This is a genomic window from Nonomuraea rubra, assembly GCF_014207985.1.
Classification (GTDB): Bacteria; Actinomycetota; Actinomycetes; order Streptosporangiales; family Streptosporangiaceae; genus Nonomuraea; species Nonomuraea rubra.
Genome location: NZ_JACHMI010000001.1, coordinates 5,011,340 through 5,025,982 on the forward strand (window position 1 = coordinate 5,011,340; position 14,643 = coordinate 5,025,982).

Annotated in this window: 13 protein-coding genes; 9 read left to right on the plus strand and 4 right to left on the minus strand. The window is 72.4% G+C overall.

Annotated features, from left to right (window positions below):
- Positions 1 to 205 precede the first annotated feature (205 nt).
- Positions 206 to 478, minus strand: coding sequence for a hypothetical protein (locus HD593_RS22835; RefSeq protein WP_185104162.1), 273 nt, complete (start codon positions 476 to 478; stop codon positions 206 to 208).
- Between the two features lie 223 nt (positions 479 to 701).
- On the opposite strand from HD593_RS22835, the gene HD593_RS22840 reads away from it, so the two are divergent.
- The 4 genes from HD593_RS22840 to HD593_RS22855 all read left to right on the plus strand — a co-directional run bounded on the left by HD593_RS22840 (position 702) and on the right by HD593_RS22855 (position 5,039).
- Complete coding sequence (locus tag HD593_RS22840; protein ID WP_185104163.1) at positions 702 to 1,475, plus strand: alpha/beta fold hydrolase; 774 nt, start codon at positions 702 to 704, stop codon at positions 1,473 to 1,475.
- Positions 1,472 to 2,278, plus strand: coding sequence for a thioesterase domain-containing protein (locus tag HD593_RS22845; RefSeq protein WP_185104164.1), 807 nt, complete (start codon positions 1,472 to 1,474; stop codon positions 2,276 to 2,278). Before HD593_RS22840 ends, HD593_RS22845 begins: the two co-directional genes overlap by 4 nt.
- A 120-nt stretch (positions 2,279 to 2,398) precedes the next feature.
- The gene (locus tag HD593_RS22850) at positions 2,399 to 3,454 is read left to right on the plus strand and encodes a glucose-1-phosphate thymidylyltransferase (RefSeq protein WP_185104165.1); all 1,056 of its coding nucleotides are present in this window, start codon (positions 2,399 to 2,401) and stop codon (positions 3,452 to 3,454) included.
- A 25-nt stretch (positions 3,455 to 3,479) separates the two neighbouring features.
- Positions 3,480 to 5,039 carry an MFS transporter gene (locus HD593_RS22855; protein ID WP_185104166.1) on the plus strand — a complete coding sequence of 520 codons (1,560 nt, stop codon included), beginning with the start codon at positions 3,480 to 3,482 and terminating at the stop codon, positions 5,037 to 5,039.
- A gap of 92 nt (positions 5,040 to 5,131) precedes the next feature.
- Here the strand turns inward: HD593_RS22855 and HD593_RS22860 are convergent, their stop codons facing one another.
- On the minus strand, positions 5,132 to 6,334 hold the full coding sequence (locus HD593_RS22860; protein WP_185104167.1) for an acyl-CoA dehydrogenase family protein: 1,203 nt from the start codon (positions 6,332 to 6,334) through the stop codon (positions 5,132 to 5,134).
- Between the two features lie 167 nt (positions 6,335 to 6,501).
- Between HD593_RS22860 and HD593_RS22865 the strand changes: the two genes are divergently transcribed.
- Genes HD593_RS22865 through HD593_RS22875 form a run of 3 tightly spaced genes read left to right on the plus strand, consistent with a single transcriptional unit; the run spans position 6,502 to position 9,471 of the window.
- Positions 6,502 to 7,683, plus strand: a complete 1,182-nt coding sequence (locus tag HD593_RS22865; protein WP_312903629.1) for an acyl-CoA dehydrogenase family protein — start codon at positions 6,502 to 6,504, stop codon at positions 7,681 to 7,683.
- A 20-nt stretch (positions 7,684 to 7,703) separates the two neighbouring features.
- A complete protein-coding gene (locus HD593_RS22870) occupies positions 7,704 to 8,108 on the plus strand; it encodes an SgcJ/EcaC family oxidoreductase (RefSeq protein WP_185104168.1) in 405 nt (134 codons plus the stop codon).
- Between the two features lies 1 nt (position 8,109).
- A complete protein-coding gene (locus HD593_RS22875; RefSeq protein ID WP_185112051.1) occupies positions 8,110 to 9,471 on the plus strand; it encodes an FAD-dependent oxidoreductase in 1,362 nt (453 codons plus the stop codon).
- A 52-nt stretch (positions 9,472 to 9,523) separates the two neighbouring features.
- Here the strand turns inward: HD593_RS22875 and HD593_RS22880 are convergent, their stop codons facing one another.
- Positions 9,524 to 10,666 (minus strand): epoxide hydrolase family protein, encoded by a 1,143-nt coding sequence (locus HD593_RS22880; protein WP_185104169.1) that lies wholly within the window; start codon positions 10,664 to 10,666, stop codon positions 9,524 to 9,526.
- Between the two features lie 14 nt (positions 10,667 to 10,680).
- Positions 10,681 to 12,210, minus strand: a complete 1,530-nt coding sequence (locus HD593_RS22885) for a 4-hydroxyphenylacetate 3-hydroxylase family protein (protein ID WP_246546685.1) — start codon at positions 12,208 to 12,210, stop codon at positions 10,681 to 10,683.
- Between the two features lie 136 nt (positions 12,211 to 12,346).
- Here HD593_RS22885 and HD593_RS22890 point away from each other — a divergent pair, with 136 nt between their 5' ends.
- Both HD593_RS22890 and HD593_RS22895 read left to right on the plus strand, forming a co-directional pair.
- Positions 12,347 to 13,339, plus strand: coding sequence for a methyltransferase (locus tag HD593_RS22890; protein WP_312903631.1), 993 nt, complete (start codon positions 12,347 to 12,349; stop codon positions 13,337 to 13,339).
- Complete coding sequence (locus HD593_RS22895) at positions 13,336 to 14,586, plus strand: cytochrome P450 (RefSeq protein WP_185104171.1); 1,251 nt, start codon at positions 13,336 to 13,338, stop codon at positions 14,584 to 14,586. Before HD593_RS22890 ends, HD593_RS22895 begins: the two co-directional genes overlap by 4 nt.
- Positions 14,587 to 14,643 lie beyond the last annotated feature (57 nt).

Below are 14,643 nucleotides of genomic sequence, written 5' to 3' on the forward strand. Positions count from 1 at the left end.
AGGGGTGACGCCACGAGACGCGGAGCGGTCGCCGATCACGGCGGCCGCTCAGCGGTGTGCGGGAAAACGAAGAATCGCCCCGGGCGGCAGCCCGCGCACAACAAAACGAAGACCCCCGCGGCCTCCGCGGGGGTCTTTTCGTGGTGTTCGTTTTATATCGCTCCCTTCATCGTCAAGGGCGGCACAATTGTCCGGGCTCTCCCTTCTAGGCGGACGGCCAGGTGTTGTCGGGGTCGGAAGCCGGGATCGGCCAGGTGTTGGGGTCGGGAGCCGCGAGCGTCTTGGGCCAGGTGTTGGCGGGGTCAACGGCGGGGACCGGCCAGGTGTTCGGGTCGGCCAGCACCGAGTCGGCCGCCCGGTCCGCAACCAGGTCCAGCGCGCCGGCGCCCAATCCGAAAGCCGCACCGAAGGTCGCAACCGCCGCCGCGAGCTTGACAATCCTGCCGGAAACCCGCGGGGAAAGAATCGAGTTCGTCATTTCACTGCCTCTTTCTCAGTCATTTGTTTTTCGGGCCGTTCTCGCTTGCACTTCCAACTTTGCGATCCCGGCGGCCGGCAAACCAGATAAAACGGAGTCAGCAAGCTGCAGGCGCGTTGCACCTTCCTGCCACGCGCCTCCATGGAGCGCCGCCCCGGCCGGCCCGACAGTGAGAGGACAGGCATTGACGTGACCTGAACGCGGTTGGTGAATGGAGAGCGCCATGAAGAGACAGATCGTCCTCGTGCCCGGCCCGTGGATGGGAGCCTGGTGCTGGGAGGCGGTGCAGGAGCGCCTGCGCGGGCACGGCCACGACGCGCAGGCCATCACCTTGCCCGGGCTGGCCAGCGCCAGGGAGGACGTCTCGCACGTGGGCCTGGAGACCCACGTGGAGGCCGTCATGGCGTTGCTGGAGGAGCGGGACCTGCGTGACGTGGTGCTGGCCGGGCACAGTTATGCGGGCCTCGTGGTCGGCCAGGTCGCCGACCGGGTGCCGGACCGGGTGGCGCACACGGTGTTCATCGAGGGGTTCCTGCCGCATGACGGCAGGTCGATGTTGCACGTCTTTCCCGAGCGGGTGCGTGGCAGCGAGTTGCGGCAGATCGCCGGCAACTCCGGGCGGTGGCCGGCGCCGGACGCCTCCGTGGTGGGGGACGGGCAGGGGCTGACCGCGCGGCAGGCGCACTCGCTGGCGCGGCGTTTCGTGGGCCACCCCGGGCGCACCCTGTCCGACCCCGCCAAGCTGAACCGGCCGCTCGCCGACCAGCGTGCCACGTACGTCGTCTGCTCCATGGAGCACGTGCGCGGCCGGCTCTCTCCTGACGTGGACGCCATGCGCATGGCGCCCGGCTGGGACTTCGAGACCCTGCACACCGGGCACTGGCCGATGATCTCCACGCCGGGCCCGCTGGCGGACCTGCTGGCCAGGATCGCGGACGGCGCCACCACCGTGCCCGGGGCGGCGGGGGAGCGGCGGCGTACGCATGAGGACGCATGACCGGCGGACAGGCTGCGGTGCTCCCGGACACGGAGGTGCTGCTGCCGCTGCGGACGACCGGCGCCGGCGTGCCGCTGTTCTGCGTTCATCCGCTGTCGGGGCTCGGCTGGTGCTACGCGGGCCTGCTGCCCTACCTGGGCCGGCGCCCCGTGTACTGCCTTCAGGCGCGGCGGCCACCCGCGTGCGACCTGCCCGCGATGGTGGCCGGCCACCTCGCCTCGATCCGCGAGGTGCAGCCGGACGGGCCGTACCAGCTCATGGGCTGGTCGGCGGGCGGCAGCATCGCGCACGCGGTGGCGTGCGGGCTGCAGCGGGAGGGGGCGGACGTCGGCTTCCTCGCGCTGCTCGACTCCTTCCCGAGCACGGGGGAGCACCCGCCCCCGGCGGATCCCGCGCGTGACAGGCTCGACCTCGCCCGTACGATCGCGAGCGACCTCGGCGCCCGCCACCACCCCGGCGGCCCGGAGGACGAGGCCGCGCCCGTGCTGCGGCGCCTGGCCCGTGACAGGGGCCTGAGCGAGCGGCTGCTGTCGGAGCTCGTGGAGACCGCGCTCGCCACCCGCGCCGCCGTACGGCGGGCACTGCCCGGCACCTTCCGCGGCGACGTGCTCCACCTGGAGGCGGCCAGGGAGAGCAGGGGCACCCTGACGCCGCACGCCTGGGCCCGCCACATCGACGGCCGGCTCGACGTGCGCCGCGTCGACTGCCGGCACGTGGACATGATGCGGCCCGGCCCCCTCAGCGTCATCGGCCCCGTCCTCGCCGCCGAACTGGCCGGCCGGAACGCCGGCGCGGCTGGCTGACCGGGCGAGGACAGGGGCGAGCCGCCGGATGACGGTCTGACCTGGTGAAGGACGCCACCGCCTGTCATCCAGCACGGTCAGAGATGCTGCCGGGACCCCGCCGTTGGGATTCTGGCCAGCATGAAGGCTCTGGTGCTGTCCGGCGGGTCAGGCACCCGCATGCGCCCCCTGAGCCACTCCATGCCCAAGCAGCTCATCCCGATCGCGAACAAGCCGGTCCTTGAGCATGTGCTGGAGAGCCTGCGCGAGCTGGGCGTGACCGAGATCGGTCTCGTCGTCGGCGACAGGCGGGCGCAGATCGCCGAGGTCGTCGGCGACGGCTCGAGGTTCGGGGCGCACGTCACCTACATCAGCCAGCCCAGGCCGCTGGGGCTGGCCCACTGCGTCAAGCTGGCCCGCCGCTTCCTCGGCGACGACGACTTCGTCATGTACCTCGGGGACTGCGTGCTGGCCGGCGGGATCGGGCCGATCGCCGAGGAGTTCCGCGCCCTGCGCCCCGCCGCGCAGCTCGTGGTGCGCCGGGTGGCCGACCCCCGGGCGTTCGGCGTGGCGGAGCTCGACGCGGCGGGCGCCGTCCTGCGCGTGACGGAGAAGCCCGAACGGCCCGCCAGCGACCTGGTGATGGTCGGCGTCTACTTCTTCACCGCCGCCGTCCACGAGGCCGTCGAGCACATCACGCCGGGACGGCGCGGCGAGCTGGAGATCACCGACGCCGTCCAGTGGATGGTCGACCACCAACTCGAGGTGCGGGCGAGCGTGTACGACGGGTACTGGACCGACGCCGGCCGGGTGGACGACGTCCTCGACTGCAACCGCAGGATGCTGGCCACGCAGGCCCGCGGCATCGCCGGCCAGCTCGACGGGATCAGCGACGTGCGCGGCGAGGTGGTCATCGAGCCCGGCGCGCGCATCGTCGCCTCCACGATCGAGGGGCCGGCGATCATCGGCGCGGACACCCTCATCGTGGACAGCCACGTCGGCCCCAACACCTCCATCGGCACGGGCTGCGTGGTACGCGCCACCCGCATCGCCGACTCCATCGTGCTCCACGGCGCCTCGATCGAGGAGGCCAGCCTGCGCGGCTCGCTCATCGGACGCTTCACCACCGTGGCGCCTGGACAGGCGCACCACCGGCTGGTGGTGGGCGACCACACCCGGATCGAGCTGACCACCTGACCGGCAAGAGATGAGGAGTGAGGACGTGACCGACGACGGCGCCCCGCGCGCGGGGCGGAAGGAATGGATGGGGCTGGCCGCGCTGGCCCTGCCCACCATGCTCGTGTCGCTGGACATCAGCGTGCTGTTCCTGGCGTTGCCGCACCTGAGCGTCGACCTGGGCGCGAACGCCACGCAGCAGCTCTGGATCACCGACATCTACGGCTTCATGACCGCGGGCTTCCTGGTCACCATGGGCTCGCTGGGCGACAGGATCGGCAGGCGCAGGCTGCTGCTGGTCGGCGGGGCGGCCTTCGGCCTCGTCTCCCTGGTGGCGGCCATGTCCACCAGCCCCGAGATGCTGATCGTGTGCAGGGCGCTGCTCGGCATCGCCGGGGCGACGCTGCTGCCGTCGACGCTGTCGCTGATCGGCGTCATGTTCCGCGACCCCAAGCAGTTCGGTCAGGCCATGGCCGTGTGGGGGACCGCGTTCATGGTCGGCATCGCGCTCGGCCCCGCCGTCGGCGGCGCGCTGCTCGAACGCTTCTGGTGGGGCTCGGTCTTCGTGATGGGCGTGCCGGTGATGTTGCTGCTGATCGCGGCGCTGCCGCTGCTGCCGGAGTTCCGCGATCCGGACGGCGGGCGGCTGGACCTGCTCAGCGTCGTGCTGTCGCTGGGAGCGATCCTGCCGCTGATCTACGGGCTCAAGGCCGTGGCGCGGGACGGCTGGGCGGCGGGACCGCTCGTGGCGATCGCCGCCGGGCTGGTCGTGGGCGTGGTGTTCGTGCGCAGGCAGCGGGCGCTTGAGCATCCGCTGTTCGACCTGCGCCTGTTCCGCCATCGCGCCTTCACCGCCGCGGTCCTGATCGGGATGTTGTGCGGCTCGCTGCAGACCGGTACGGGGATGGAGGTCGCGCTGTTCCTGCAGACCGTGGAGGGGCTGTCGCCGCTGGTCGCCGGGCTGTGGCTGCTGATCCCCTCGCTCGTGCTGATCGTCTCCATCAACCTCACGCCGCGGGTGGCCGCCAAGGTACGGCCGGCGTACGTGCTGGGCGGCGGCATGCTCATCGCCGTGCTCGGCCAGCTCCTGATCACCCAGGTCGCGGTCGGCGCCGTGGTGCTGCTGATCGTCTTCCTGTCCGTGTGCTACTTCGGCGTCGGCCCCGTGGGCGGGCTCGTCAACCAGGTCGCCATGGCCAGCAGCCCGCCGGAGAAGGCGGGCTCGGCCGCGTCCATGGTGGCCACGGGCGGCGAGTTCGGCGTGGCGCTGGGCATCGCGACGCTGGGCACGCTCGGCACCGCCGTCTACCGCAGCGAGCTGGTCCTGCCGGCCGGTGCGCCGGCGGTGGCCGGTGACAGCATCAACGGCGCCGTCGGCGCGGCCTCCGGGCTGCCCGCCGCCCAGGCCACGGAGCTGCTGGACGCCGCCCGCGCGGCCTTCACCACGGGTCTGAACGTGGTCGGCGCGGTCAACGCCGTCCTGTTCGCCGGGCTCGCGCTGCTGGCCCTGACCCAGCTCCGCCACCTGGCGCCCTTCGCGGGCCACCACCACCCGGAGCCGGAGCCTCAGCCGGAGCAGGGCCAGGAGGCCGCGCTCGCCAAGTGACCGGCCGAGGCGAGTGACCGGAGCAGGAGAAGGGGGCCCGCCCCGCAGGGCGGACCCCCTCTTTCCGCGGGTCCATTCCGCGGGTCGTGCCGTCAGCCGAGGCCGAAGTGGGCGCGGGCCAGCTCCCGGTTGGCGACCGTGGACAGGAAGACGGCGAACCCGGCGTGGCTGTGCAACGTGGACATGTCCCGCCAGATCCGCTCGATCCGCTCCCCGTTCCGCACCGCGCTGGACCCGGCGGTGGGGAAGAGGCAGCGCTCCACCGCGCGCCACGACAGCCGGGCGATCTCCCTGCTGATCGTGGCGATCCGCAGGTCGCGCTCCCTGGTGAACGAGCCCTCGGCGCAGGCCCGCTGCCATTGCCTGACGGCGTCCGACCAGGCGGCCTCCGCGGTGGCGAGGAGGCCGGCGGCCTCGCCGTACCAGAACTGGTAGTCCGGGTCCTCGGCCCGCAGCGAGAACGGCGGGAACACGGTCGTCCTGACCCGCATCAGGTCCTCGTAGGCGTCCAGCGCGCCCTGGGCCATGCCCAGCATGACGGTGGCGCTGTCCAGCAGCATGAAGCTGAGCGGGCCGCCGCCGTACTCGGGGTTGCCGTGCAGGGACAGGCCGGGAGTGCCGCCGGCCACCGACGTCTGGCTCAGGTGCAGGGGCAGCGTGTAGTGCCCGGGGATCGAGGCCTGCTCGAAGACGACGCTGTGCGAGCCGCTGCCCTTGAGGCCGAGCTGGTTGCCCCAGTCGTCCAGGCGGCGCCACCGGTCGCGCGGCGCCACGAACAGCATGGGCGCGCCGTCCACCACCACGTGCCCCATGAAGTGGGTGGCGTAGGGGGCGCCCGAGCAGTAGTTCCAGGTCCCGTCGAGGATCCACTGGCCGTCCTGGCCGCGCGTCGCGGTGCCGCTGGGCGCCACGGTGGCGGGGCAGACGAAGTCGCCGGTGGCGAACAGCTCGGCCTGCGCCCGCTCGCCGAACAGGGTGGCGACCGCCAGCGCGTGCGCCGTTCCGAGCGAGTACATCCATCCGGTCGAGGGGCAGCCCCGCGCCAGCGTCATCGACACCCGCAGGAACGTCTCCACGCCGAACTCGTAGCCGCCGAAGCGGCGCGGCACCAGGATGCGGTAGAAGCCGGCCTCCGCGAAGGCCTCGTGGGTGTCGGGCGCGTAGAAGGTGCGCTGTTCGGTCTCGGCCTGGCGCTCGGCCAGGGCGGGCACCATGGCCTGCGCGCGCGCGACGACCAGGTCGGGGGTGAGAGCGGGCTCGGGCGGAGCTCCGGGGGCATGAGTGACGGCTGTCATGCTGCGCGAACCCTTCGTCTCGGGTTTTTCCCCAGCGTCGCCCCCGTTCCGCCGGTCCCGCATCTCCTGGCGTGCCACGCAATCACGCACGTCAGGAGATGCGCACGTCAACGTCCAAATGGGACGTTCAGGTGGGCAGTTCCTCGACTGACGTCTGGGAGGACATCGTGTTGGTGACCGATGCTCCGGCGCGGGAAGACCTGGTTCACCGCGCCTCGGAGATCGTGCCCGTCCTGCGCGGGCACGCGGCATGGGCGGAGGAGAACCGCAGGCTCCACGAGGAGTCGATAGCAGCAATGGCCGACGCGGGCGTGTTCAGGCTGAGGACGCCCCGCCGCTACGGCGGCCACGAGGCCGACACCCGGACGCTGGTCGACGTGGCCACCGCGCTGGGCAGGGCGGACGGCTCCACCGCCTGGGTCGCCTCCGTCTACTGGATCCCGACCTGGATGGCCTGCCACTTCCCCGAGGCGGTCCAGGACGAGGTGTTCGCCACGCCGGACGTGCGCATCTGCGGCACGCTCAGCCCGACCGCCATGGCCGCCCGTACGGACGGCGGCATCGTCGTCAACGGCAAGTGGGGGTTCGTCAGCGGCGCGCACCACAGCCACTGGCAGGAGATCGTGGCCGTCATCGTCAGCGAGGACGCGCCACCGGAGCCGATCATGGCGCTGGTCCCGATGTCGGACCTGATCGTCGTCGACGACTGGCACACCTCCGGCCTGCGCGGTACGGGCAGCGTCAGCACCGTGGCGCAGGACCTGTTCGTCCCCGCCGAGCGCGTCATGCCGCTCGGCGCGATCGTGGAGGGCGTGCACGCCGACGGGGCCAACGCCGGCTCGCCGATCTACCGGCAGCCGCTGCTCCCCGTGGCCTCCGCCTCCTCGGTCGGCACCGTGCTCGGCCTGGCCGAGGCCGCCAGGGAGGCCTTCTTCGAGCGGCTGCCCCAGCGGAAGATCACCTACACCGGGTACGAGAGCCAGAGCGCCGCGCCACTGACCCACCTTCAGGTCGCCGAGTCCACCTTCAAGATCGACCAGGCCGGTTTCCACGCCGGCCGCCTGGCCACGACCGTCGACGACAAGGGCGAGCAGGGCGCCGCGTGGAGCGTCGAGGAGCGGGTACGCGCCCGCGCCGACCTGGGCGCCGTGTGCAGGCTCGGCAAGGAGGCCGTGGACATCCTGGCCACCGCCAGCGGCGGCTCGTCCATCTACAGCGACGTCCCGATCCAGCGGATCGCGCGCGACGTGCACGCGGTCAACCAGCACGCGCTCATGCACCCGAACACCAACACCGAGCTGTACGGGCGCATCCTGTGCGGCCTCGAGCCCGACACGCTGTACATCTGAACCCGCCTGGAGGAGACACCATGACCACCGCACCCGCACACGCCCCCGACCAGGCAGCAGTGGCCGCGCTGCCGCAGCGCGTGATCGAGGCCTGGGCCGCGCACGACGCCGATGCCTTCGCCGCCGTCTTCACCGAGGACGGGACGATGATCCTCCCGGGCCAGTACCGCAAGGGACGCGAGGAGATCCGCGCGTTCATGACCGCCGCCTTCGCCGGCCCCTACCAGGGCACCAGGGTCACCGGGACGCCCATCGACGTGCGCTTCTTCAACGACGACTGCGGCGTCCTGATCACCCAGGGCGGCGTGCTCGCCCCCGGCGAGACCGAGGTCCCGGCCGAGCGGGCCATCCGCGCGTCCTGGCTCGTCGTCCGTCAGGACGGTCAGTGGCGGCTGGCCGCCTACCAGAACAGCCCGCGTGACTGAGATGGCCGGCCACGTCGGGGACCGCGCGGTGGTGCTCGGCGGCGGCATGGCAGGCCTGCTGTCGGCCCGCGTGCTGTCCGAGTTCTACACCGAGGTCCTGGTGATCGACAGGGACACCCTGACGGGGGCGAGCGGCCCGCGCAAGGGAGTCCCCCACGGCTGCCACGCGCACGCCCTGCTGGCCCGCGGCCAGCAGATTCTCGACGAGCTGTTCCCGGGCCTGACCGGGCAGCTCATCGAGGCCGGCGTGCCCGCGGGCGACATGGCCACCCGGCTGCGCTGGTACTTCAACGGCCGCAGGCTGCGGCAGGCGCCCAGCGGGCTGGTCAGCGTGTCGGCCACGAGACCCGTCCTGGAGGAGCAGGTCAGGATCAGGGTGGCGGCCCTGGACAACGTGCGCTTCCTGGAGCGTACCGACATCCTCGGCCCCACCACCTCGGGCGCCCGCGTCACCGGCGTGCGGGTGCGGAACAGCGCGGGCGAGGAGCAGCACCTGGCCTCCGACCTGCTGATCGACGCGACCGGCCGGGGCTCGCGCACGCCCGCGTGGCTGCAGGCGCTCGGCTACGAGCGGCCGGAGGAGGACCGGGTGAAGGTCGGCCTGGCCTACACCACCCGCCACTTCCGGCTGCGCTCCGACCCGTACGGCGACGACCTGTCGATCAACCCGGTGGCCTCCCCTGCCAACCCGCGCGGCGCGTTCTTCCCCAAGCTGCCCGGCGACATGAGCATGCTCTCGCTCACCGGCATCCTCGGCGACCACCCGCCCGCCGAGCTCGACGGCTTCCTGGCGTTCGCCAAGTCGCTGCCCGTCCCGGACGTCTACGAGGCGATCAGGGACGCCGAGCCGCTGGACGACGGTGTCACCTTCACCTTCCCCGCCAGCGTGCGGCGCCGCTACGAGCGGCTGGCCGGCTTCCCCGACGGCCTGCTGGTGCTCGGCGACGGCGCGTGCAGCTTCAACCCCGTGTACGGCCAGGGCATGACCGTGGCCGCCATGGAGTCGATCATCCTGCGGCAGCACCTGCGCCAGGGCACGGAGCCCCGGTGGCGCCCGTTCTTCAAGGACATCTCCCGCGTCATCGACGTGCCCTGGGAGATCTCCGCGGGCGCCGACCTGGCCTTCCCCGGCGTGCAGGGGCCGCGCACGCTGAAGGTCCGGCTCGCCAACGCCTACATGGGCCGGCTGCACGCCGCGGCGGCCCGCGACGGCGCGGTCACCGCCGCGTTCATGCGGGTGGCCGGGCTCGTCGATCCGCCGCAGGCGCTCATGCGTCCCGGGCTGATGCTGCGCGTCCTGGCCAACGGCAAGCCCGCGACCGGCGAGGAGACCGTCCAGCCCCTCCCGGTGCTGCGGGGCTGACGGGGACACACGAAAGGCGCCGGCGGTGAGAACCGCCGGCGCCTTACGCGTGTCACGCGAGCGAGCGTGCGAAGGCCCTGACGTCGCCGACCAGCAGGTCCGGCTGCTCCAGCGCGGCGAAGTGCCCGCCGCGGTCGAACTCGGTCCAGTGCGTGATCGTCGGGAGGTCCCGGTCGGCGAGCCTGCGGACGGGGACGAAGATGTCCCGGGGGAAGACCGCCACCCCGACGGGCACGGTGATCGGCGGCGGCCGGTGCCCCTCGGCGGCCTGCCGCAGCCCCGCCGCGCCCTCGTAGTAGAACCGGGCCGACGAGCCGGCGGTCGCGGTCAGCCAGTAGATCGACACGTTCGTCAGCATGCGGTCCCTGGCGACGGCGTCCTCCGGCACCTGGCCGGAGTCCGTCCAGTCGCGGAACTTCTCCACGATCCAGGCGAGCTGCCCGACCGGCGAGTCCGTCAGCGCGTAGGCCAGCGTCTGCGGGCGGGTGGACTGCAGCTTCATGTAGCCGGACAGCTCCTGGTCGAAGCGGGCGAGCCCGGCCAGCCGCCCCTGGTCCGACGGCGACAGGCCCGCCAGCTCGGCGGGGTCGCCGGAGGGGAAGGCCATGAGCATGTTGACGTGCGCACCGATGACGGCCTCCGGGGCCAGCCTGGCCAGCTCCAGGGAGATCACCGCGCCGGCGTCGCCGCCCTGCACCAGGTAGCGCTCGTAGCCCAGCCGCCGCATCAGCTCCGCCCAGGCCAGCGCCACCCGGTACGGGTGCCACCCGGCCTCCCGGGTGTGACCGGAGAAGCCGAAGCCGGGAATGGACGGGATCACCAGGTGGAAGGCGGGCTCCTGGCCGCCGGGCTCGGTCAGCGGCCCGATGACGTCCAGGAACTCCGCCACCGAGCCCGGCCAGCCGTGGGTGAGCAGCAGCGGGACGGCGTCCGGCCGCGGCGACCTGACGTGCAGGAAGTGCACGGTGGCGCCGTCGATCTCGTCGACGAACTGGGGATGGCCGTTGAGCTCCGCCTCCGCGGCGCGCCAGTCGAAGTCGTGCCGCCAGTAGGTGGCCAGCTCCTTGAGGTAGGTCAGCGGCACGCCGCGCTCCCAGCCGGTGCCGGGCAGCTCGTCGGGCCAGCGGGTGTCGTCGATCCTGCGATGCAGGTCACGCAGGTCGCCGTCGGGGATCTCGATACGGAACGGCCTCATGCTTCCGCCCTTTCTCAGAGGGACTCTGTCTGTCGTAACCCGGCGAACGAGGACAGGTCGGGCACCGTCCAGCCGTCCAGGTCGTACTCGCTGAGGCACTGCTCGGCGAGGGCGGCGTACTGTTCGAGCTGGCCGGAGGCCATCTGCCCGAACAGCAGCTCGATCCTGGTGTTCTCGTGGTTGCCCGCGTAGTTGCGCTCGTACAGCTCGTGCCGGCCGCCGAACTCCGAGCCGACCGCGTCCCACAGCAGCTTCATCACCTTGACCCGCTCCTCGGCCCCCGAACCGTCCGAGCCCCGCAGGTACTTGTCCAGGTAGGGGCGGATGTCGGGGTTCTTGAAGTCGGCCGCGCCCGAGTTGACGTAGATGAGGCCGCTGGCGACGTCCTGGAGGATGATCTCCCTGATTCGCGGGTAGCCGATCTGCGTGAACCAGCGGTAGGCCATGCCGTACTGCGGGTTGGGCAGCAGCGCGCCGTTCTTCCACGGCACGGGGTTGCGGGCGGCGGCGTCCGACAGCGCCCAGAACAGGTTGCGCCAGGCCAGCACCTCGCCCACCCGGGTCTGCACGCCGCGGAAGTCCTTGGTGCCGGTGATCTCCAGGGCGCGCAGCAGCAGGCCCGCGAGGAACTCCAGCTTGACCGCCAGCCGCGTGCAGCCCTGGAAGGTGAACCGCTCGATGAAACCGGAGCGGCCGGTGAACAGCTGGACCTTGCCCAGGTCGCCGTAGATGAAGACGTTCTCCCAGGGGATGAGCACCTGGTCCAGCACGAGGATGCTGTCGTTCTCGTCCAGCCGGGAGGAGAGCGGGTAGTCGAACGGGCTGCCCGTCAGCGCGGCCGCCGCCGTGTAGGAGGGGCGGCAGATCAGCTTGAGGCCGGGAGCGTCCATCGGGACCGTGGCCACCAGGGCGAACTCGCGCTTCTTGACCGGCAGGCCGTAGTGGGCCAGGAAGTTGTAGTGGGTCAGCGCGGAGCCCGTGGCGACCACCTTGGCGCCGCTGACCACCAGCCCGGCGTCCGTCTCGCGCTCGACGTGCACGTACACGTCGCCGACCTGGTCGGGCGGCAGGTTGCGGTCCACCGGCGGGTGCACGATCGCGTGGTTCCAGTACAGGACCTTCTCCTGCGACTCGCGGTACCAGCGGCGCGCGTTGTCCGCGAACGGCGCGTAGAAGTCGGCGTTGGCGCCCAGCGTGCCCAGGAAGGAGGCCTTGTAGTCGGGGCTGCGGCCCATCCAGCCGTAGCTCATCCTGGCCCAGGCCGCGATCGCGCGCTGGTCGGCCACCAGGTCCTCCACGCTGCGAGGCGTGGTGAAGAAGCGATGCGTGTAGCCTTCGCCGCCGCTGTCGGTGGGGCAGGTGAGCTCGTCCCTGGTCGCCGGGTCGTGCAGGGCGTCGTAGAGCCTGGCCGTCATCCGCACCGGGTTGTGGAACGCCGGGTGCTCGGTGACGTCCTTGACCCGGTCGCCGTAGAGGTAGATCTCGCGGGCGTCACGCAGGCTCTCGACGTACTCGCTGCCGGTCATCGGGCGCGTCGCGGGCATCGGCATCTCCCTGCTCCAGGCGGCGTTTTCGCCCCTCCAGCCTGGCATCCGGGCCCTGCCCGGGCGTCTCACGGCGTGCGCTGTTCCGGCACTCTGGGAGGTGCCGCCCCGCACGCGCCGGTGTGACGATGGCCGCGTGAGCGAGCAACGGCTGTGGGCGCTGGCCCATCTGGGAACTCCGATGGCCCTCCGGGTGGCCGCGACGCTGAGGATCGCCGACCGGCTGGCCAAGGCGCCGGGCACCGGCAAGGAACTGGCCGGCGCGGTGGGCGCGGACCCCGGCGCGCTGGAACGGCTCATGCGGTACCTGGCCGCCAGGGGCGTGTTCCGCAGGGACCCCTCAGGGACGTACACGCTGACCCCCCTGGGCGAGGAGCTGCGCGAGGACCATCCGGCCGGCATGCGGGCCATGCTCGACCTCGAAGGCTGGGAGGGGCGGGCCGAGCTGTCGTTCGCGCACCTGCTGCACAGCGTACGCACGGGTGAGGCGGCCTACCCCCGCCAGTTCGGCCGCTCCTTCTGGGACGACCTGGCCGCCGACCCGGCCCGCTCGGCCGCCTTCGACGCGCGCATGGCCGCCGAGATGCCCGCCAGGGCGCCGGCCATCGTGGCCGGCTACGACTGGGGCACGCTCGGCCACCTCGTCGACGTCGGCGGCGGCGACGGGTCGCTGCTCATCGCCCTGCTCACCGCGTTCCCCGCCCTTCGCGGCACCGTGCTCGACCAGCCGGAGACCGCCGCCGCCGCGCGGGCGGCGCTGGAGTCGGCCGGCCTGGCGGAGCGCGGCCGGGCCGTGGGAGGCAGCTTCTTCGACCCGCTGCCGCCGGGCGCCGACGGCTACCTGCTGTCGTGGATCCTGCACGACTGGAACGACGACGACGCCCGCGCCATCCTGCGGCGTTGCGCCCAGGCGGTGCGGCCGGGCGGCTCGGTGTTCGTGGTCGAGGACTTCGGCCCCGACGGGGAGTCACCGCGTACCGGGATGGACCTGCGCATGCTCGTGTACTACGGCGGCAGGGAACGCGGCATCGCCGACCTGCGCCCGCTGGCCCACGACGCCGGCCTGGAGGTCGCCTCGGTGCATCCCGCGGACACGCTGAAGATCGTGCGGCTGGTGGCCCGCCCATGAGCACGATCGAGCAGACGACCACGAGCACAGGAGTGGCGCCGGCGGAGGCGGTGGCGGCGCTGGTGTCGCGTGCGGGCCGCCGCGATCCGTACCCGCTGTACGAGGCGCTGCGCGCCCACGGCTCCGTGATCCCGGTACGACCGGGCCTCACCGTCGTCGTCGGGTACGCCGAGATCTCCCGCGCCCTGCGGGACAACCGGCTCCGCGTCCAGGACGCCGCCAGCTACGACGTCATCTACCCGCGCTGGCGCTCGCACTCGTCGCTGCGCGGCTACACCGACTCCATGCTCTACCGCAACCCGCCCGACCACGCCCGCATGCGCCGGCTGGTCAGCAGCGGATTCACGCCCGCGCGCGTGTCGGCCATGCGCGAGTCGGTCGAGCGGATGGTGCACCGGCTGCTGGACAGGCTGGCGGACCTCGGCGCGGGCGGCGCCCCGGTGGACTACGTCGCCGAGTTCGCCTCCAGGCTGCCGATCGCGGTCATCAGCGCCCTGATCGGCGTCGCCGAGGACGACCAGCAGTGGTTCCGCGGGATGGCCTCCGACCTGACGATCGCCCTGGAAGGGATCACCAACCTCGGCAGGCTCGGCACGGCCGACCAGGCGATGGACGAGCTGGCCGGCTACTTCGGCGACCTCATCGAGCACCGCCGCCGCCACCCCGCCGGCGACATGCTGACCGCCCTGGTACGCGCGCACGACGACGGCGGCGCCGGGCTCACCCACGACGAGCTGGTCGGCAACCTGATGCTGCTGCTGACCGCCGGCTTCGAGACCACCAGCTTCCTGCTCGGGCACGGCCTCAGGCTGGCCTTCGAGCACCCGAGCCAGGCCGCGCTCCTGCGCGACGACCCCGGCCGCGCCACCGCGTACGTCGAGGAGGTCCTGCGCTTCGAGACGCCCGTCCAGGCCACCAGCAGGTGGGCGGAGACGGGCATGGAGCTCCTGGGCACGCCGCTGGAGGGCGGGACGAAGGTGGTGCTCATGCTGGGCGCCGGCAACCGGGACCCGCGCCGCTTCCCTGACCCCACCCGCTTCGACCCCGACCGGCCGGACATCCAGCCGCTCAGCTTCGGCGCCGGGCCGCACTTCTGCCTGGGGGCGCCGCTGTCGCGCATGGAGGCCAGGATCGCGCTGCCGCTGCTGCTGCGCAGGTTCCCCGCGCTGGCCGCCGCCGAGCCGCCCGACCACCGGGACCGCTGGGTCGGCCGCGGCCTGCGCCGCTTCCTGATCACCGTCTCCTGATCCCGCCGTCAGCAACGAGCCCGCCCCTTACAAGGGGGCGGGCTCGGGAGAACTCCG